Source organism: Limnothrix sp. CMB-01 (assembly GCF_055193175.1).
Window position 1 is genome coordinate 4051000 of record NZ_CM143720.1, and the last position, 19651, is coordinate 4070650.

The window sequence follows — 19651 nt, forward strand, 5'->3', positions numbered from 1 at the left end:
GAGCCAGTCATGAGCGATCGCCAAAAGCTAGCGACCGGTCACCAACGGCTCTTCAAACCGAGGCGTGAGGCAATAGGGACAGTCCATCCAGTCTGGCTGGAGTTCTGCCGCGCAGGTGCGACAGGTGAGGGCGCTCTTGCGCTTGGCCTTCAGTTCCGCTTCTAGGCCGGTGTCGGTGAAGGTGACCCGCTCCACTTCCTCAAAGGTGGTCAGCCCTTCCCGCACCAGATCCAGGCTGTAGGCCAACAGGGTAACCATCCCTTCTTCAACGGCGGCCTCTTTGATTCGATCGGTTGGGGCCCCTTGGGTAATTAGGTTTTGCAAGGTTTCCGTCACTTGCAAAACCTCATAAACCCCGCAACGGCCCTTGTAGCCCACACCGCCACATTTGGGACAAAGTTTGCCCATTTCGCCCAGGGTCTTGCGCTCATCGGGCGACACCACATTGGCCTTGTAGAAGGTCAGGTGGGATTCTTGGTTGGCGCTCATGCCGTAGCGGGCCAACTCTTCGGGAGTGGGGGTGTAGGGCACGCGGCATTCGCTGCAAACACGCCGCATGAGCCGCTGGGCCACCACGCCCAACAGGGCCCCCGCCACCATGAAAGGTTCCACGCCCATTTCATCCAAGCGGGCGATCGCCCCGGATGCGTCGTTGGTGTGCAAGGTGGTTAACACCAAGTGCCCCGTGAGGGCCGCCTCGATCGCCGTTTTGGCCGTTTCTTTGTCCCGCGTCTCACCCACCAGAATCACATCCGGGTCTTGGCGCAGGAATGCCCGCAGGATCCGCGAAAAGTCCAGCCCCTTTTCCCGAATCACCTGCACCTGGGTAATCCCGGGCAAGGCATATTCGATCGGGTCTTCAGCGGTACTGATGTTGATGCCTGGGTCGTTCCGTTCCGCCAAGATTGAATAGAGCGTGGTGGACTTCCCGGAACCCGTCGGCCCCGTCACCAAAATCAAGCCAAAGGGGCGGCTGGCCATCTCCCGCACCAACTGCAACGATTCCGGCCGGCCAATCAGCTTATCCAAACCCAGTTGTGTTGAGGAGTTATCCAAAATCCGCAACACAATCTTCTCGCCGTAGCGACTGGGTAGCACATTGACCCGAAAGTCCACTTTCCGCCCTTCAAAGACCCGGCGAATCCGCCCATCCTGGGTGTCCCGTCGTTCGGCAATGTCCAGGTTGGAAATGATTTTGAACCGGGAGGTCACGGCCGGAACCACCTTTTTCGGGAGCCGGAACACCTCTTGCAGCACCCCATCTTTGCGGAACCGAATCCGCATTTCTTCCTCTTGGGGTTCCACGTGAATATCCGAAACGCCGTCTTGCAGGGCCTTAATCAAAACCTTGTTCACTAGGTTGACGATCGGCCCCGACTCCGCGTCGTTCATGGAGCTGGCCAGGTCGTCCGTCTCCAATTCGTCGGAAGCCTCTTCCATTTGCATGGCTTCGAGGTTCTGCAAATCCGACTCATCGAAACTGACGGCGGCGGAAGTTTGGCGAGAAGCCTGTTGGGACTTGCGGGCCGCTTCGTCTAGGTATTGGCTAATGATGGCCTGGTAATCTTCGGGGGCAATCACCCGCCGAATCAGGGCCAGGTTTTGGGGCCGCAGGATGCGATTCAAATCGTCCAGTGCATCCAGGTTGTCCGGGTCGGCCATGGCCACCATCATGGCCGGTGCGTCGCCCCGTTGGGCCCGCCCCAGGGGCAGCAACCGATAGCGACGGCAAACATCCACCGGAATCAGGGTTTCAATGCATTGCTCCACCTGGGCCGCGGACACTTCTTCAATTTCCGGGTCGATCGCCTCAACCCCGTGGAGAATTTTGAGTTCAAACAGCAGTTGCTTTTTGTACTGGCGTACCAATTCCGGTGGCACTTCTTTGCCGGCGATCGCTGCCAGCACTTCCATCAGCGGCCGGCCCGACTGGCGGTGTTCAGCCAAAGCGCGGCTCATTTGGTCGGGATCCACATAGCCCGACTGCACAAGTTTGTTACCGAAGGGCGAAAAATTGCTTTGGACAACCAGGGCGCGCCGGTTTATGGAGTTTGTCATAGCAGGTGACACCTAGCGGGATCGAAGGCGCATCGATCGGGCGATCGGGCGCGAGGAGCGAAACGGACGGGCAATCAATTCAGCTACAGGGCCCAACTCAGCTACAGCATGACCCAGGTATACCCCGGTCTACCCCCCGAAAACAACAGCCCGCAGCCACGCAGCCCCAAGGATCGAAGCTGGATCCTGAAGCTGGATGCCTAGGAATGGCAGGCATTGACACTGATTGGTTTTTGGGCCATGGTTTTGAGTTTTGGGCCATGGGTTCGAGCCTGTTCTCGGATCGGTTTCAGGGTGGGCTGGCGGGTCATGCAAAGCCAATGGATCAAAACCAAATCAATCCTAAGCTAAAGGTCTCGGGAAAGCTCGCATCTAGAGCTGGCATCTAGAGCTGGCATCTGAGGCAGGGGCCAGGGCGGGAAATGTTCGATTCGGCCGGGTGGCGTTCTAACATAGGTTGAGCCTGTGCGGGTCACTGTCCGGGCAGCCCTGCGGGACAGGTGGGTGATGGGCAATCTGCACTTCAGCGAGCACTGAAGTGGTGAGGGCCACCCACGGGCGATCGCCCCAATTTGGCCAATTTGCACGGGTCAGGAAATTTGACCGTTGTTGGACTGTTGATGGTCAAAGCTCAACAGGAACTCAACAAAAACTCCATTGTGATCACTGCTAGCGAGGAACCAATGACCTACAGCCCTGAAGAAAACCTGACGGAAGACAATACCTCGGTGAATGACCCGGCCCCCGAAGCGGCAGTAGAACCCCCAACTGCTGAAGCGCCGACCCCCGAAGCCGCCACCCCCGAAACCAGCGCAACCGAGGAAGCACCGGCCACCCTGGATGATCTGGACTTGTCTGAGTTGGAAGAACCGGCAGCCGAAGGAACCTATGGGCCAAAGGTGGCGGACTTGCTGCGGGAAATTGAGGGCTTGAAGGGGCAACTGGACGATCGCACCGGCCAGCACATGCGCTTAACGGCTGACTTTGAGAATTTCCGCCGCCGCACCGCCAAAGAGCGCGAAGAGTTGGAGTTGCGGATTCGCTGCGACACGATCCGCGAGCTGTTGTCGGTTATTGATAACTTTGAGCGGGCCCGATCGTTCATCAAGCCCCAAACCGATGGCGAATTAAATCTGCACAAGAGCTATCAGGGCATTTATCGCCAGTTGGTGGACAGCCTGAAGCGGTTAGGGGTGGTGAAAATGCGCCCCGAGGGCCAGGAATTTGACCCGAATTTGCATGAGGCGGTGATGCGGGAGCCGTCCAATGAGCACCCGGAAGGCACAGTGCTGGAGCAGTTGCAGGATGGTTATTTGTTGGGCGATCGGGTGTTGCGCCATGCCATGGTGAAAGTTGCCGCTCCCGGTGAGCCTGTGGTAGCGTCTGAGGACAACGACCAGGCCGCCTCTGAGTCCTAAGGGCCGCCGGATGAGCAATGGCGCACCCGTTGGGATCAGGGTCAATGATGATTCAGCGATGGCCCTGGGGCGATCGCCTCGGTTATCGGTTAGTGATCGGTTAATCGATCGTCCCAGGCTCTGGCCCAACGGCTCCGGGTTATGGTTCCGGGTTCAGTGCTGATGTGGTGGCCTCCTCTTCAGCCTAGTTTCGTCATTGGCTCTACCGGGCAATTCGTTCTAGCAGCTTGTTCTAGAAGTTTGGGTTCTGACCGTTGGGGTTCCAAAAAAATTCGAGTGCCGGAACTCTCAGCTCTCGATCTTAAAGTTTTAGAAATTGAGCTTGAAACCATTCATCGCCGGGTTGCGGTGTGTTTGTTCCGAAAACCGGTCAATATGAAGGCCAATGGAAACTGCCTGGGTATTGATGAGGTATCGATCAATCTTGCCGTGATGGGGATGATTGAACCGCTGCTGCCATTGAGTTGAAAACTATGGGAAAAGTTATCGGGATCGATCTTGGCACGACCAATAGCTGCGTCGCCGTTCTGGAAGGCGGCCAAGCGATCGTCATTCCCAACTCGGAGGGGGCCCGCACCACTCCCAGCATTGTCGGGTTTGGCAAAGGGGGCGAACGGCTGGTGGGGGAGCTGGCCAAACGGCAGGCGGTCACCAACGCCGAAAACACGGTCTTCAGCATTAAGCGCTTTATCGGTCGCCGTTGGACGGAAACGGAGTCCGAGCGGCGTGTCATGCCCTACACCTGCGTGGCCGGGCGCGATGAGACCGTGGATGTGAAAATTCGCGACCAGTCCTACACGCCCCAGCAGATTTCTGCCATGGTGCTGAACAAGCTGAAGCAGGACGCGGAGGCCTACCTGGGGGAGGCGGTCACCCAAGCGGTGATCACGGTTCCTGCCTACTTCACCGATGCCCAACGCCAGGCCACGAAAGACGCGGGCCAGATTGCGGGTCTGGAAGTGCTGCGGATCGTGAATGAACCGACGGCGGCGGCTTTGGCCTACGGTGTTGACAAGCAGGATGTCGATCGGGCGGTGCTGGTGTTTGACCTGGGCGGCGGCACGTTTGATGTGTCGGTGCTGCAACTGGGGGATGGGGTTTTTGAAGTGAAGGCCACGGCCGGGAATAACCACCTGGGGGGCGATGACTTTGATAACTGCATCATTAGCTGGGCGATCGAAGAGTTCAAGGCGATCGAGGGCATTGACCTGCTCGAAGACAAGATGGCCCTCCAGCGCCTGCGGGAAGCGGCAGAGCGGGCCAAAATTGAGCTGTCCGGTTCCCCCACCACCTCCCTGAACCTGCCGTTCATCACCGCCGACGAAACGGGGCCCAAGAATTTGGAAATGGAGCTGACCCGCACCAAGTTTGAAGAACTGGTGGCACACTTGGTGCAGGCCACGCTCGACCCGGTGGATCAAGCCATTCGGGATTCGGGCCTTGCGCCCGATCAGATCGACCGAATCATTTTGGTGGGGGGTTCCACTCGCATTCCCGCCGTCCAACAGGCCGTCAGCGCCAGGTTTGCGGGTCGTCAGCCCGATCGCTCCGTGAATCCCGATGAGGCCGTGGCCCTGGGGGCCGCCATCCAAGCGGGAGTCTTGGGCGGCGAAGTGCAAAACCTGCTGTTGCTGGACGTGACTCCCCTATCCTTGGGGTTGGAAACGCTGGGGGGCATGTTTACGCGGATTGTCGATCGCAACACCCCGATTCCCACCTGCCGATCGCAAGTCTTCTCCACCGCGATCGATGGTCAAACCTCCGTGGAAATCCATGTGGCCCAAGGGGAGCGGGCTATGGTTGCCGACAACAAGAGCCTTGGCCGGTTCCTGCTGACCGGCATTCCCCCCGCTCCCCGCGGCCTGCCGCAAATCGAAGTCTCCTTTGAAATTGACGCTGACGGGATCCTCAAGGTCTCGGCCGTGGACAAAGGCACGGGCCAAAAGCAAAGTATCCGGATCACCAATACCGGTGGCCTGTCCACGGAAGAAGTGGAGCGGATGCGGCAGGATGCGGAAAAGTTTGCAGATCTCGATCGCAACCGACGGCAGCGCGTGGATCTGAAAAACCAGATTGATAGCCTGATGTATAGCTATGAATCGGCGCTCCAAAGCAATGCCGATCTGATCGATGATTCGTTGCGCCAAGTGTTGAAAACCCAGGCCGACACCCTTGGGCGACTGGATAGCGATCCGGAAGCACGTTTTGAGGATTTGCAATCGGCCTTCAATGCGCTTCAGGAATCCCTGCTGTCGGTGGGTAAACGGGCTTATCAGAATTCGGAAGCTGCCAACAAGCCCCCATCTTCCCCGCAATTCCCATCCCCCGCTCCCGCTCCTTCCGTGATGGGGCCAACCAGTTCAGCATTCAGCTCTCCCCCGATCGCCTCCACCCCGGTCACGCCGCCGCCCGTGGCTCCCGTGGCCACCAGTCCCGCGCCTGTCAGCGTTCCCAGCCCCAGCCCGGTTCCGGCGGTCACCCCTGCCGTGCCTGCGGTGAACCTGTTGGCCAACGGGGATGGGAATAGCTTTTCGATGCCGGAATTGAGTGTGGATCCGCCGTCCCCGATCGCCTCGATCGCCCTCACGGATTTGGGCATTGAGTTACCGGAGGATGACGATTCGGAATACGATGACTCCACGATCGCGGCCGACTACGAGGCGATCGAGGACTAAACGCCCGATCGCTCCAGTTCCGAGCAATTCCCCATCCAATTTCGACCCATTCCAACAGTCGCCAGCCCAGGCCAACTCTCCAAAGATTGGCCTGGGTAACCCCCCTCATCCATAGACGGCAATTACGCCCCCTCGCCAGTTGCAGCGTCACACCCCCTTTTGTTAAGTTTCGTCTGTTGGAGTTGCCCCTAACCACCCACACACCGATTGAAATCGCGCTATGGCTGATTACTACGAGACTCTCGGCGTATCTCGCGACGCAGATAAGGACGAAATTAAGCGAGCCTACCGTCGGTTAGCTCGGAAGTATCACCCCGACGTGAACAAAGAGGCGGGGGCAGAAGAGCGGTTCAAGGAAATTAACCGAGCCTATGAAGTGCTCTCGGAGCCGGAAATGCGGGCCCGGTACGATCGCTTTGGCGAAGCCGGTGTGTCGGGAGCCGCCGGGGGGCCAGGCTTCAGCGACTTTGGTGTGGGCGATATGGGGGGCTTCGCCGACATTTTTGAAACCTTCTTTGGTGGGTTTGCCGGAGCTGGCGGGGTTGGGGGGCCCGGTGGTGGCCGACGACGCAGCGGGCCGGTGCGTGGGGATGACCTCCGCCTCGATTTGCGCTTGGATTTCAAGGAAGCCATCTTCGGTGGCGAAAAGGAAATCCGGATTAGCCATCTGGAAACCTGCAACACCTGCAACGGTTCCGGAGCCAAGCCGGGAACCAGCCCCAAAACCTGTGGCACCTGTGGCGGCTCAGGCCAAGTGCGCCGAGCCACCCGCACGCCCTTCGGCAGTTTTGCGCAAGTGTCCGTTTGCCCCACCTGTAACGGTACGGGTCAAGTGATTGAGGACAAATGCACCGACTGCGGCGGCCGCGGCACCAAACAGGTCACCAAAAAGCTCAAAATCTCCATCCCGGCCGGGGTAGACAACGGCACGCGACTGCGGGTTTCCAACGAAGGCGACGCGGGCAAGGCCGGCGGCCCGCCTGGGGATCTTTACGTTTACCTGTTTGTGAATGAGGAGGAACAGTTCCAACGGGATGGCATCAATATTCTGTCGGAACTGTCCGTGAGCTATTTGCAGGCAATTTTGGGGGCCACGATCGAGGTGGAAACGATCGATGGCACGGAGGCGCTGGAAATTCCGGCCGGAACCCAACCCAGTACGGTGTTAACCCTGGAGGGCAAGGGCGTGCCTCGCTTGGGCAACCCCAGCCAGCGCGGCGATCACCTGATTACGGTGCAGATTGAGATTCCCACGCGGATCAGCAATGAGGAGCGGGAAATTCTCGAGAAATTGGCGGCCCTGCGTGGCGACTCGACCCATAAGGGGGGCCGCGGTTTTTTAGGTAATTTGTTTCATTAGGGGACTGGAAAGGAGTTGACAGGATGGCGGCGATCGCCCTGGAACCGGATGAACAGCTTGATCTGCGGGGCACGCCCTGCCCCATCAACTTTGTGCGCACCAAGTTGAAACTGCAACAGATGGCAGCCGGGGCGCTGCTGGAAGTGTGGTTGGATGCGGGGGAGCCGATCGAGCAAGTGCCCGATAGTTTAACCATGGCGGGCTATGCGATCGAGTTTTTGGGCCCCCAACCCGAGGCGGCAGATGGCCACTTTGTGCTGCAAGTGCGCAAGCCGGCCGCTGCTGCTGCGGAGTCATGACCGGGCAAGCAACGACTCTCCCCGCTGAACCGATCGCGATCGAACGGTTAACGGGCACGGTTTTGGCCGTGCAAGCCAACTATTACTGGGTGCAGCTTGACCCTGGTTCTCCCATTCCCGCTACCTGCACCACTCAACGGTTGCTGTGTTTGCGGCGGGCCCGCCTGAAAAAGGTGGGTCAACAAGTGGCCGTGGGCGATCGGGTGGTGGTGGTGGAACCGGACTGGCAAGGCCAACGGGGGGCGATCGAAGAAGTCTTGCCCCGCCGCAGTTGGCTCGATCGGCCGCCCGTGGCCAATGTGGATCGGGTGTTGTTGGTTTTTGCCCTAGCGGAACCCGCCTTGGATCCCCATCAACTGAGTCGATTCTTGGTGAAAGCAGAGTCTACGGGGCTGGCGGTCACCCTTTGTCTGAACAAGCGGGATTTACTGTCGGCGGCGGACTGCCAGCAATGGCGCGATCGGCTGCGAAATTGGGGCTATGACCCATTACTGATTAGTGTTTATCAACAACAGGGACTCCAAACCCTGCATGAGGCCCTTTCGGGGCAAACAACCGTTGTGGCGGGCCCGTCCGGCGTTGGCAAGTCCAGCACGATCGGGGCCTTAATTGGCACGGATCTACGAACGGCCGCCGTTTCCGGCAAATTGGCCCGCGGCCGCCACACCACCCGCCACGTGGAGCTATTTGAGCTGCCGGGTGGTGGTCTGCTGGCGGATACGCCGGGATTCAATCAGCCTCAACTGACCTGTGGCCCCGCTGCCATTCCGGCCCTGTTTCCCGAAATTCAGCAACGGCTAGCGATCGCCCCCTGTCGCTATGGGGATTGTCGCCACCGCAATGAGCCAGACTGCGCCGTTCGCGGTGACTGGGAACGATATCCTTTCTATCTGGAGTTGCTTGAGGAGGCGATCGACTACGAAGCCGCCCAAGAGCGCCAACGCCAAACCGAAAGCTCCTTCAAGCGCAAAATCCAGCGAGACGGGCGCGAAGTCCTGGAACCCCGGTTGAATAGCAAACGATTTCGCCGCACCTCCCGCCGATTGCAGCACCAGGCGATCGAGGAAACGGATGATCTTTAATATTCCAAACCTGTCCCGAACCTGTCCCGGAGCAATGGCCGGAAGATAGCCGAAAGATGAGCGCTGGCAGCGGGTGGCAATCTTGAGCCGCTTCAACAGCCAGACCGATCGCCAGAACGATATGGAGCCGATCGAGCCATCGACCCGATCGGGCAATCACCCCTAGGATACTTGCAACGCAAAGCCATCTGGCAGGGCGGCCCCCTGCAAATCCGCTTGCCCCAACAGCGTTCCGGTCAAATCCGCCCCGCGCAAATCCGCATCCCGCAAAATCGCCCCCGTCAGATCCGCATAGCTGAGGTCAGCACGCTTCAGATTGGCTCCCGTCAGATCCGTAATCAGAGGCGTTGCGCCGGAAATGCGGCGTAAATTGGCGCGGCAGAGCTTGGCTCCCTCCAACGATGCATGGCGCAAAATTGCCCCATTCAGTTGGCCATAGCTCAAATCTGCCTCCGCAAAGTGGGCGTGCTGTAAATTCGTGTGGTGATTAGGGGTCGATCGAAAATCCACCTCATACAAAACAGCCCCTTGCAAATCTGCCCGCGCCAAATCCGCACCGCTCAAAATTGCCTTGCAAAAGTTGGCAAACTTCAAGCAAGTTTGCGTCAAAATTGCCCCCGTTAAATCTGCCTCCCGCAGCGTTGCCTCGCTCAAATCTGCTCCATGCAAATTCGTTCCCCAAAGCAGCGATTCACTCAGATCCGCCTGTTGCAGATTGCAATGGCTGAGGTTGCTTTTGCCTAATCTTGCTTGCCGAAAATCCGCTTGCTTAAAGTCAAATCCCTGGAAATTCATGGCGGTTAATTCCACATCCCGCATTTGGATGAGATGGAATTTTTGTTCACCCGCTGCACCGCGCTGAATCAGTTCTTGCACGTCCATAAAGTCCGTGATTTCCTATCGATGAATTCGGTTAACAGCCTGTTTAATCGCTAATCATGGCCGCTTGAATGGTTGCTCTGGCATGATTGCCGCGATCATCCGGGGTGGCTTTGGGCGGCTGATCGCCCTGCTCGATCGCCCATTCCCGTCGGGCCCAATTGGAACTGTTGAGCCTGTTGCCGCAGTCGATCGCCAATGCCATCGCAAACACTCTGACAAAGCACAAACACCTTGGGATCCGCCACTTCGTAATAGGCGCTAACGCCCTTGGGCTGCCGGGACAAGATGCCCGCCTGGGTCATAATCTTCAGGTGTTTGGACAAGTTGGCTTGACTGAAACCCGTCGCTTCCGTCAGTTCCATCACGTTCATGGGCCCCGATCGCAAACAACACAAAATTTGCAAGCGGCTCACTTCCGAAAGCACCTTGAAATAGTCAGCGATCGAGGTCAAAACTTCAGGGGTCAGCGGGTTGCAATCTTGATCAGTCATGCCAGAAGGGGGCCAAGCAATGGCGTTGGAGAATATGCAAGCGTTTGGGAGCAAACAGGCTGCTGGTGAGGGCAATTCAGCATGGGAGCACAGGAGCAAGATGACCCAATGCACGATGACCCAATGAGATGACCCAATAAGTATAACTGGATAGCCATAAAGAGTTTAATAGAGATTGCCCGATCGCCCAAGGGACATCCCACAACCCTTTCAGCCAAGCTGATGCGCATGGAATGCCTTGCGATATCCTATGGGGGAAGCTTGGACTCTAGCAACGCGAGATCGTAGCCGAATGGACTCTAAATACCGAAGAATTCTACTGAAGCTCAGCGGCGAAGCGCTGATGGGTGACTTGTCCTATGGCATCGATCCCGAAATTGTCCACGGCATTGCCCGCGAAGTGGCGGAGGTGATGGCCACGGGGGTGCAACTGGCGATCGTGGTGGGCGGTGGCAATATTTTCCGAGGAGTCAAGGCGGCGGCCGGCGGAATGGATCGGGCCACGGGTGACTACATCGGCATGATCGCCACGGTGATGAACGCCATGACCCTGCAAGATGCCCTAGAGCGCCAAGGGGTGCCCACCCGAGTGCAAACCGCGATCGCCATGCAAGAAGTGGCTGAACCCTACATTCGACGACGCGCCATTCGTCATCTGGAAAAGGGGCGAGTGGTGATCTTTGGGGCTGGTTCCGGTAACCCGTTTTTTACCACTGACACAACGGCAGCGCTGCGAGCGGCGGAAATTGATGCGGATGTGATCTTTAAAGCCACGAAGGTGGATGGGATCTACGACGCGGATCCAAAGACCAATCCTGAGGCAAAACGCTACACCAGCCTCAACTACAATCATGTTTTGACGCAGGATCTGCGCGTGATGGATGGTACCGCGATCGCCCTGTGCAAGGAAAACAACATCCCGATCGTGGTGTTTGACTTGACCGTTAGCGGCAATATTCAGCGCGCGGTCATGGGAGAATCAGTCGGCACGATTGTAGGAGGACGCTGTGAAGTTAGCTGACGTTGAAAGCAACATGCAAAAGAGTGTGGAAGCCACCCTGCGCTCTTTTAATACGCTTCGAACGGGGCGGGCGAACACCTCCCTGCTCGATCGAATTGTGGTGGAATATTACGGCACTCCTACGCCTTTGAAGTCTTTGGCCGGCATCAGCACCCCCGATGCCAGCACCATTGCGATTCAGCCCTACGATAAAACCACCCTGTCGTTGATCGAAAAAGCGATCTCGATGGATGAAGATATTGGCCTCACGCCCAATAACGATGGTTCGGTGATTCGCCTGAATATTCCGCCGCTCACCTCAGAGCGCCGCAAGGAGCTGGTGAAGGTGGCCTCGAAGTATGCCGAAGAGGGCAAGGTCGCCATTCGCAACGTGCGGCGAGAGGCGATCGATCAAATTCGTAAGCAAGAAAAGAGCGCCGAGTTGTCAGAAGATGAAGCTCGTGATTTGCAAGATCAGGTGCAAAAAACCACGGACAAATTCATCTCCAAAATTGACAGCTTGCTAGCGGAAAAAGAAAAGGACATCATGACCGTTTAACAGGTTTGGTGAACGAATTGGCAACCCGATCTCGTTCAGGTGCTGCCCTGCTGTGGGATTGGCCTGACTCGATCGGGTTTTGCTGTTTTGCGATGGAGTTGGCTATCTGAATTTCGGTTGAATTTCGGTTGAATTCAGCCTGAATTTCGGTTGAATTCAGCTCCGTTGCTTCCAGATCCCTCTTGCAGTGAATTTTTGACCTATGACCCTTTCAGTTGGCGACCTCGCCCCCGATTTCACCCTGCCCGATGGCGAAGGCAACTTGGTGCAACTGTCGGCACTGCGGGGCCAGCGGGTGGTGCTTTATTTTTATCCTCGGGACAACACGCCCGGTTGCACCAAAGAGGCCTGCGGTTTCCGCGACCACCACGCCGAATTCCAAGCAGCAAACACCGTGATCTTGGGTGTCAGTGCAGACGACGCAAAAGCTCACCAGAAATTCACCCAGAAGTTTTCACTTCCTTTCCCGTTACTCTGTGATCTCGACGGTTCCGTCGCCACCGCCTATGAGAGCTATGGCCCTAAAAAATTCATGGGCAAAGAATATATCGGAGTTTTCCGACAGACTTTCGTTATTGGGGTAGATGGTAGGATTGAGCAAATCTATCGGAAAGTGAAGCCTGAAATTCATCCAACTCAGGTTCTTGCTGACCTTTCAACCCCGTTGGCATCCCCTGAATGAACTGGGAAATTTGGCCGTGACCGGTTTTCGTCCTTTGGCCCAAGTTTGGCGCTATGTCAAAACAGTTTTGGGTGTGGTGTTTCGCCATCCCCTGGTGGGTGTGACAATGATTCCGGTGATGCCGGATGGCCGGTTCGTGCTGGTGAAGCGGCGGGATAACGGCCTGTGGTCGTTACCCGGTGGGTTGGTGGATTGGGGCGACACGATCGCTTCGACCATTCACCGTGAGCTGGCGGAGGAAACGGGTCTCACCGTTGTGGCGGTGGGGCGGTTAGTGGGGGTTTATTCGGCCTTTGACCGCGACCCTCGAATCCATGCCGTGAACATTTCTGTGGAAGTGCAGGTGACTGGAGCGATCGCCCCGGTGGATCAACTGGAAATTGCAGAAGTGGGCTTGTTTGCGCCAAGTTCGATCGGGGGGATGTTGTTGGCGCATGATCATGCGAGACAAGTCCAGGATTATTTCAGAGGCCAAGCCGTTGTGGATTAAACCCCAGGCAGCGGCCCAACTGGTGCGTAATGCCCGAATGCGGTTGCCGCGAGGGGATTGGTTTTGGCGAGAGGCGGGAAAGCCGGACTCGCTGGCGGTGGTTTGTTTGCATGGGGCGACCCATGACGGCGGCCAGTGGCAGGGGCTTTTGGAAGCATTGGGGCGATCGACCCATTGCCTTGCGCCGGACTTGCCCGGGGTGGGGGAGTCGGGGCGGCCGCGCTGGGAGTCGTTGCCGGGGTTGTTGGCCGCGATCGATGAGTGGTTGGACGCGCTGCGGGTCGATCGGCTGTGGCTGTTGGGAGCCGACTTGGGCGCTTGGATCGCCATCAGCTATGCCCTGTATCGTCCCCATCGTGTGCTGGGGGTGTTGCTGGTGGATCCGGAGCAAACCTTGAAAGGTGCTCAATTACGATTCCGGTGGCCACAGTTGGGTTCTCCCCGTCGCAGGCGGCAAACGGCGGCCCCATCCTTGCTGAAGCGGGCGGTTCGATCGCCTGCATCACCGATCAATTTGGAGTGGGGCACGGTTCGGGCCGAAATTTTGGAAACGAAGAATTGGGATAGTCTGGTTTGTCCGGTTTGGACGCTGCGGGCTGTGCGCGAAACCGGGCGCGATCGGGGGCGTTCAGCCAAGGGGCCCCATGCGACTTGGTTAGCCCAGACTCGACAGGCGTTTTTGCCTCTGGAAGGGGGGCAGCAAATTCAAGAAGCGCCGGAACTGGTGGCGGAGATCATTGCCAGAACCATGGCAAACCCCCGATCGCCCATTTTGCAACTGGATCTCTAGGAGCCAGGATGGGCGCGGAACCTGGGCAATTTTGGGAAAGTGAAGGCAAGGATGGAGCAGGGCGCACCGATGGAGGATCTAAAACGGTTGCTGGAGGCGGTCGCGGCGGGGCGGGTGGCCCCTGAACAGGCCATGGCCAACCTGCAAGATCAGGGTTTTTTTGCGGTGGAAGGGTTTGCCAAGGTGGATTGGCAACGGGAACGGCGCACGGGGTTTCCGGAGGCGATTTGGGGCCAAAACAAAACCCCGGAACAGATCGCAGCGATTATGTTGGCGATGCGCGATCGGGGCGCGCCCGTGATTTTGGCGACGCGGGTCGATCGCGCGGCCTATGACCAAATTGCCGCGATCGTGCCGGATTTGTACTACCACGCCTTGGCGCGGATTTGTGCTTGGCAGTCGCCGGCCGCCCTGCGTCGCCAGCTTCGGCCCGGCACGATCGCCCTGGTGTCGGCGGGAACGGCTGATTTACCCGTGGCGGAAGAGGCGGCGGTGACCGCTGAGTTAATGGGATTTCGGGTCGATCGGCTCTGGGATGTGGGAATTGCGGGCATTCATCGGCTGTTTGCCCACCGCGATCGCCTGGCCCAGGCTGACGTGTTGATTGTGGTGGCGGGAATGGAAGGGGCCTTGCCCAGCGTGGTGGCGGGGTTGGTGGATGTGCCGGTGGTGGCCGTGCCCACCAGCGTGGGCTATGGGGCCAACTTCAACGGATTGGCCCCGCTGCTGACCATGCTCAACTCCTGCGCGGCGGGCGTGGGGGTGGTGAACATTGACAACGGCTTCGGGGCGGCGATCCTGGCGGGCCAAATCCTGCGCACGGCGGCCCGCATTCCCGATCGCGCCTCTGAAGGTCAGAAATAAGCAGATCAGAATTGAGCGCTAATAAGCGCTGATTTGGCTCCTTTGCAGTGCTTTTGCAGATTTATCGGAGAATTTACTGGGGAATTTACTGAGAAATCTGTTGGGTAATCTGCTGACGAAACTGTTCAGCCTTGGCCGCCAAGTCCACTTGGGCGATCGCCTCCTGATGCCCAGAAGCCAGCCATTTGAGCTGCACCGTGCCGTTTTCGGCCTCCGCATCACCCAAAATGACGCAAGCGGCAGCCCCGGCGCGATCGGCCCGTTTGAATTGCTTACCAAAGGCACTGGCGCTTAAGTCCATTTCCACCGCAAAGCCCCCCTGCCGCAGAGCTTGGGCCACTTTCAAGGCCTGTTGTTCGGCCTGCTCGCCCCGGGAAACCACGTAAAAATCCACCCGATCGCCCGTCAAGGGTTGCAACTGCTGCAACAACAAAATCAACCGCTCCATCCCGATCGCCCAGCCCACGGCCGGCGTTTCCGGGCCGCCCAGCTCGCTCACCAAGCCATCGTAGCGACCACCTCCGCAAACGGTGGCCTGTGCGCCCAAGTCATCGGACTGGATTTCAAAGGCCGTGTGGCTGTAGTAGTCCAACCCTCGCACCAGTCGTGAATCCACTTGGTAAGCAATACCCAAATCCGTCAGGGCCTGTTGCACCTTGGCAAACCGCGCGGCCGACTCGGGCGAGAGGGCATCTAAAATGCTGGGGGCTTCCTGGCAAATTTCCTGGGTTTTGGCCACTTTGCTATCCAAAATTCGCAGGGGATTGCGGCTGAGGCGATCTTGGGAATCCGGATCCAAATCTGCAAAGTAGGGCGTGAGGTAGTCCACCAGTTGGGCCCGATAGGTGGCGCGATCGACCCGATCGCCCACGGAATTCAGCAACATCCGCAACGATTTCAACCCCAAGTGATTCAGCAGCTCCACGGCCACCGCGATCGCTTCCACATCCGCCCGCGCATCCCCACTACCCAACAGTTCCGCGCCAATTTGGTGAAACTGCCGTTGCCGGCCCGCCTGGGGTCGCTCGTACCGGAACATGGGGCCGCAATACCACAACCGTTGGGGGCCGCCAGCTGCAAACAGCTTGTGCTCCACAAAGGCCCGCACTGCGCCCGCCGTGCCTTCCGGCCGCAGGGTCAAGGAGCGATCGCCCCGATCGGTGAAGGTATACATTTCCTTGCCCACCACATCCGTTGCTTCGCCAATGCCCCGGGCAAACAGCTCCGTTTGCTCAAAGATGGGGGTACGAATTTCCCGAAATGCGGCGCGGCCCAGCACTTGGCGGGCGGTGGCTTCCACGTGCTGCCAATAGCCGACTTCGGTCGGCAAAATATCTTTGGTTCCGCGTAGGGCTTGAATGGCAGTCATGGCAGGCGATCGAGTCGAGGTGAAAGAATCGAATTGAAATGGTGGTGAAGCGTTCAATATCCTAGAGCGGTTGGGGCCCCGAGATCCTGCAAGTTCTGTTGATTAATCCCCGAAACTGCTTAGGGCGTGTCATCAAATGAAGCTGGAACGACTAATTTTCCTAGCTCAACCACCCTAAACAAGGGGCTTAAGCCCCTTGCTCCCCACGATCTCGCAACGCAAGAATCAGGGTTTCGGGGATTTGATGACAGCTCCTAGGTCGTGGGGAGCGATCGCCAGGGGCCAAACCGATCGGCATAGTGATCCAAAATTGCTTCCACCTGTTGCCGGGCCCGATCGCCCAGCACGGGATCCAGTTCGATCGCCACGCCTCCCACCTGACTTTGCAAATAATCAAACTCCTGGGAGGTTTGGGGCAACAAGACCGCCTGCACCCCAGCGACCAAGTTCAGGTGGGCCGCCAGTTCACGGTAAACCGCCAGAGGCAGGCGATCGCAGGTTAACGCTTGCCGCATGGAATCAGAATTTAACAGCGCCATAATCGCTACGGTCGGTGATAACGAGGGTCGAAATAATGTCGAAATAAAAAGGGTCGATCGGCTGTGACGAATCGCCGTGATTGCTTGCGGTCAATGCCGATATGGATTCAATCGGTATCGATATGAATGCGATCAGTATTGATATGGAATGGATCAGGGTCGATCTGTACCAACCTGTACCAATCTGTACTGGTCAATGCAGATCGCTGTAGATCAACACAGAATCAATCGCAATAGATCAAATGTCCTAGGCTTCCGGGGTTGGCTCTGTTTCCCCATTGGGCACGGGGCGATCGCGCCGCTGGGCCCACAATTGTCGATAGAGCAACTCCAAATCGTTGCCCGCCCGCCGAAACAGCTTGGCTTGGGTAAACACTAGCCCTTGAAAGAGGCGATAAAACGCCAACGACCCGATCGCCACCACCAACCCCGTCGCCGTGCTGATCAGCGCTTCCCCAATGCCCAGGGTGACCCCCGCCGTGGCATCGGTTCCCAACTGCCCAATTCGGATTGATCCCAAAGAGCCAATCAGCCCCAACACCGTGCCCAACAGACCCAACAGGGGCGAAAGAGCAATCACCGCCTCTAGCAGTTTGTCGCCCTTGCGCATGGCGCTGAGTTCTTCTTCGGCGGCCGACTCCAGGGCCAGGCGAAAGAGTTCCGGGTCTGGGTCTTCTAGCTTCAGGGGAGCCGCCAAAAACCGCCCGATCGGTTGGTCGCGGGCCTTGCTGGCGATCGGGCCGGCGCTGCTCCAGTCATTGCGGGCCGACTCCAGGATTCGATCGGCCACCTCCCGTTCCCGCAGCAAAATGCGCCCCCAAAACCAACAGCGCTCAAAGACCGTCCCCACTGACAGCACCGACAGTGTTAACAACGGCCACATGGCCGGGCCGCCCTTGGTAAACAGATCACTTACACTCACGGTTTCGTCCTTGCTCGTTGCGCGATCGCTCGTTCCCTGGCCAGAGCGCAGGAGAGCCAAAGCATCGGTCAGCCCCGCGCCAAGGGCATAACATTGCGCTCGGCTTTACACTTAACTTCGCAAATTTAGCAAATTTAACGGATCCATACCTAACGCCCCAGAGCGGCCACCCCACCCTTTGATCGGGATTCAACGCAAAATCAACGGGCAAACTGCAACCAAATTTGCACCATCTCAACGGAGGATTGGGTTAATCTAAAGACATGCGACTCTGAGCGATCCCTCAACAGTCGATCGAACCGCCGTCAAGGAGCCTTCGATTAATGGACTATATCGAACAGGTGATAGAAAAGCTGAAACAGTGGGCACAGAAGGTGATCGAAGCGCTGCTTGGCCCACAGGCCCAGCCGGAGGCGGAACCGATTCCCGTGCCTGTGGATGATCGCGCCTATCGCCGCCGCTAATTGGATATTTGTCCTGGGAAGTTAGCGTCAAGCGTTCGTATCTTTCAACAACCGATTTAAACCGACGATTCGCCAAGCAAGGGGACTATCCTCTTGCTTGTGCTTTAGAAAGGGGTTTTGAGAAATGGGGTTAGCTCTGAGGTTGGCGCGACCCTCAGAAAAGCCTCAGAAAAACTGGGGCTGGAATCTTGCGAGAATGGGCCACTCAGTCCATTGAATTTAGACCGCGAAAGAGCGCCGAAATCCGCGTGAAAATCTTGATTTTGCATGGCCCCAATCTGAATTTGCTGGGGCAACGGGAACCGGGAGTCTATGGAACCCTGACCCTGGCGGCCATTAACGAACGTTTGGAACAGGATGCGGCGGAGCTGCAAGTGGCGATCGATTGTCGCCAGTCCAATCACGAGGGAACGTTAATTGACTGGATCCATGAGGCTCTGGGGCAATTTGACGGTTTGGTGATTAATCCCGGTGGCTACACCCACACCAGCGTGGCCATCCGCGACGCGATCGCCGGGGTGGCCATTCCCACCGTGGAAGTACATCTCAGCAATATCCACAAACGGGAAAGCTTCCGTCACCATTCCTACATTGCTCCCGTGGCGATCGGGCAAATTTCCGGTTTTGGCCCCGAAAGCTACCGGCTGGGGCTGCGGGCGTTGGTCACCCAGTTGCGATCGAGCAAATGATCTGGCTAATTTTTGCCAGATTCTTTTGCCAGGTGTTGTAAAAGAATTCGCGGAACCTGAATGGACGTAACTGGACTCGAACCAGTGACCCCCACGATGTCAACGTGGTGCTCTAACCAACTGAGCTATACGTCCGCAACGGGTTATCACCATACCATGATCTCTTGAAAAAACGCAAAGCTTTGACCAAGGTTTTTCAAGGTTTTTTCGCGAGCGGTGTGTTGGGGGCGATCGAGCGGCCTTCAGCGGCTGTCAGTCGCCCCCGAGCCTGGTTAGGATAGAGGCGCTTTCCCAACCGTTGCTGCCGGACGTTGCACCCCCAGCCTGTCATAGTTGGCAATTTCCCCTGAGGATTCGGATTCGTGGCCAAAATTACCGCTCACCAGTCTTTGCGCAATCTTGATCGACTGGCCCGTTTAGGGGCGATCGGGGGCATGGCTTTGGGGATTGGCCTGGCGATCGGGTTGCCGTTGGCCCCTGTGGCCCAGGTTTCTGCCGCCCGCCCCAATTTGGATCCGCTGGCGCAACTGCGGGCTTTCAACCATTGCCGAGGCTGCGATTTGCGCTATCAAGACCTCACCAGTTTGAATCTGCAAGATGCGGATCTGCGATCGGCCAACCTCTACGGGGCCAACCTGCGAAACGTCAATCTCCAGCGGGCAAACTTGGCAGAGGCCAACTTAGGCGCAGCCGACTGCACCAGGGCAGATTTTCGAGGAGCCAATTTAGAACGGGCCAATTTACGGGCCACCAATTTCAGTGCAGCTCAGCTCGATCGAGTGAACTTTGCTCGCTCCAATTTGATGTTCGCGGACTTGCGGGGAGCCAGCTTGGCCAATGCCAACCTCAGGGATGCTCACCTGGTGAATATTCGGAGCGACGGAGCCGAGTTATGTGGGGCAACCCTGCCCAATGGCACGTTGGTGCGGCAACCCTGCGAAGCCCCCAAGCCCGAACCCAATAAGTTTTAGAAGACCATGGGGCGATCAATTGATTCGCGCTGATTCGCAAGTCCCAC

Annotated in this window: 21 protein-coding genes and 1 tRNA gene; 15 read left to right on the forward strand and 7 right to left on the reverse strand. The window is 57.7% G+C overall.

Going from position 1 to position 19651, the window contains the following annotated elements; all coding sequences use genetic code 11:
* Positions 1 to 27: 27 nt before the first annotated feature.
* Positions 28 to 2058, reverse strand: coding sequence for a GspE/PulE family protein (locus ACZA91_RS16750; protein ID WP_099532082.1), 2031 nt, complete (start codon positions 2056 to 2058; stop codon positions 28 to 30).
* Between the two features lie 620 nt (positions 2059 to 2678).
* Here ACZA91_RS16750 and grpE point away from each other — a divergent pair.
* The 6 genes from grpE (at position 2679) to rsgA (ending at position 8892) form a co-directional block, all read left to right on the forward strand.
* Entirely contained in the window at positions 2679 to 3476 is a 798-nt protein-coding gene (grpE, locus tag ACZA91_RS16755) for a nucleotide exchange factor GrpE (protein WP_370567834.1), read from the forward strand.
* Between the two features lie 240 nt (positions 3477 to 3716).
* Positions 3717 to 3944 (forward strand): hypothetical protein, encoded by a 228-nt coding sequence (locus ACZA91_RS16760; RefSeq protein ID WP_190533393.1) that lies wholly within the window; start codon positions 3717 to 3719, stop codon positions 3942 to 3944.
* 5 nt (positions 3945 to 3949) lie between these two features.
* Complete coding sequence (gene dnaK / locus ACZA91_RS16765; protein ID WP_463183555.1) at positions 3950 to 6151, forward strand: molecular chaperone DnaK; 2202 nt, start codon at positions 3950 to 3952, stop codon at positions 6149 to 6151.
* A gap of 220 nt (positions 6152 to 6371) precedes the next feature.
* A complete protein-coding gene (dnaJ, locus tag ACZA91_RS16770; protein WP_190355385.1) occupies positions 6372 to 7511 on the forward strand; it encodes a molecular chaperone DnaJ in 1140 nt (379 codons plus the stop codon).
* 23 nt (positions 7512 to 7534) lie between these two features.
* Complete coding sequence (locus ACZA91_RS16775; RefSeq protein WP_463183560.1) at positions 7535 to 7810, forward strand: sulfurtransferase TusA family protein; 276 nt, start codon at positions 7535 to 7537, stop codon at positions 7808 to 7810.
* Positions 7807 to 8892, forward strand: coding sequence for a small ribosomal subunit biogenesis GTPase RsgA (gene rsgA / locus ACZA91_RS16780; protein ID WP_463183562.1), 1086 nt, complete (start codon positions 7807 to 7809; stop codon positions 8890 to 8892). The genes ACZA91_RS16775 and rsgA overlap by 4 nt, the downstream gene beginning before the upstream one ends.
* Positions 8893 to 9054: 162 nt before the next feature.
* On the opposite strand, the gene hetL is transcribed toward rsgA, so the two are convergent.
* On the reverse strand, positions 9055 to 9774 hold the full coding sequence (hetL, locus tag ACZA91_RS16785) for a heterocyst differentiation pentapeptide repeat protein HetL (RefSeq protein ID WP_099532075.1): 720 nt from the start codon (positions 9772 to 9774) through the stop codon (positions 9055 to 9057).
* A gap of 95 nt (positions 9775 to 9869) precedes the next feature.
* Positions 9870 to 10265: an ArsR/SmtB family transcription factor gene (locus tag ACZA91_RS16790; protein WP_099532074.1), complete on the reverse strand. Its 396-nt coding sequence runs from the start codon at positions 10263 to 10265 to the stop codon at positions 9870 to 9872.
* Between the two features lie 292 nt (positions 10266 to 10557).
* On the opposite strand from ACZA91_RS16790, the gene pyrH reads away from it, so the two are divergent.
* From pyrH to larB, 6 genes are all read left to right on the forward strand, one after another.
* Positions 10558 to 11286: a UMP kinase gene (gene pyrH / locus ACZA91_RS16795; protein WP_099532073.1), complete on the forward strand. Its 729-nt coding sequence runs from the start codon at positions 10558 to 10560 to the stop codon at positions 11284 to 11286.
* Positions 11273 to 11824, forward strand: a complete 552-nt coding sequence (frr, locus tag ACZA91_RS16800) for a ribosome recycling factor (protein ID WP_099532072.1) — start codon at positions 11273 to 11275, stop codon at positions 11822 to 11824. Before pyrH ends, frr begins: the two co-directional genes overlap by 14 nt.
* Positions 11825 to 12026: 202 nt before the next feature.
* Entirely contained in the window at positions 12027 to 12506 is a 480-nt protein-coding gene (gene bcp, locus ACZA91_RS16805; RefSeq protein ID WP_099532071.1) for a thioredoxin-dependent thiol peroxidase, read from the forward strand.
* Entirely contained in the window at positions 12469 to 12996 is a 528-nt protein-coding gene (locus ACZA91_RS16810; RefSeq protein ID WP_234406562.1) for an NUDIX hydrolase, read from the forward strand. The genes bcp and ACZA91_RS16810 overlap by 38 nt, the downstream gene beginning before the upstream one ends.
* Positions 12986 to 13786, forward strand: a complete 801-nt coding sequence (locus ACZA91_RS16815; protein ID WP_463183567.1) for an alpha/beta fold hydrolase — start codon at positions 12986 to 12988, stop codon at positions 13784 to 13786. The genes ACZA91_RS16810 and ACZA91_RS16815 overlap by 11 nt, the downstream gene beginning before the upstream one ends.
* Positions 13787 to 13855: 69 nt before the next feature.
* Positions 13856 to 14650, forward strand: a complete 795-nt coding sequence (larB, locus tag ACZA91_RS16820; protein ID WP_463183569.1) for a nickel pincer cofactor biosynthesis protein LarB — start codon at positions 13856 to 13858, stop codon at positions 14648 to 14650.
* 85 nt (positions 14651 to 14735) lie between these two features.
* Here larB and hisS read toward each other — a convergent pair whose 3' ends face one another.
* The 3 genes from hisS to ACZA91_RS16835 form a co-directional block, all read right to left on the reverse strand.
* Positions 14736 to 16019: a histidine--tRNA ligase gene (gene hisS / locus ACZA91_RS16825; RefSeq protein WP_463183570.1), complete on the reverse strand. Its 1284-nt coding sequence runs from the start codon at positions 16017 to 16019 to the stop codon at positions 14736 to 14738.
* A 254-nt stretch (positions 16020 to 16273) separates the two neighbouring features.
* Positions 16274 to 16534 (reverse strand): hypothetical protein, encoded by a 261-nt coding sequence (locus ACZA91_RS16830; protein WP_190527437.1) that lies wholly within the window; start codon positions 16532 to 16534, stop codon positions 16274 to 16276.
* Between the two features lie 271 nt (positions 16535 to 16805).
* Positions 16806 to 17480, reverse strand: coding sequence for a MotA/TolQ/ExbB proton channel family protein (locus ACZA91_RS16835; RefSeq protein ID WP_190527261.1), 675 nt, complete (start codon positions 17478 to 17480; stop codon positions 16806 to 16808).
* Between the two features lie 323 nt (positions 17481 to 17803).
* On the opposite strand from ACZA91_RS16835, the gene ACZA91_RS16840 reads away from it, so the two are divergent.
* Positions 17804 to 17944, forward strand: a complete 141-nt coding sequence (locus ACZA91_RS16840) for a hypothetical protein (protein ID WP_190355392.1) — start codon at positions 17804 to 17806, stop codon at positions 17942 to 17944.
* A gap of 248 nt (positions 17945 to 18192) precedes the next feature.
* Positions 18193 to 18633, forward strand: a complete 441-nt coding sequence (gene aroQ / locus ACZA91_RS16845; RefSeq protein WP_199858076.1) for a type II 3-dehydroquinate dehydratase — start codon at positions 18193 to 18195, stop codon at positions 18631 to 18633.
* Between the two features lie 61 nt (positions 18634 to 18694).
* On the opposite strand, the gene ACZA91_RS16850 is transcribed toward aroQ, so the two are convergent.
* Positions 18695 to 18768, reverse strand: a tRNA-Val gene (locus tag ACZA91_RS16850).
* A 227-nt stretch (positions 18769 to 18995) separates the two neighbouring features.
* Between ACZA91_RS16850 and ACZA91_RS16855 the strand changes: the two genes are divergently transcribed.
* Positions 18996 to 19604, forward strand: coding sequence for a pentapeptide repeat-containing protein (locus ACZA91_RS16855; RefSeq protein ID WP_463183573.1), 609 nt, complete (start codon positions 18996 to 18998; stop codon positions 19602 to 19604).
* Positions 19605 to 19651: the final 47 nt, after the last annotated feature.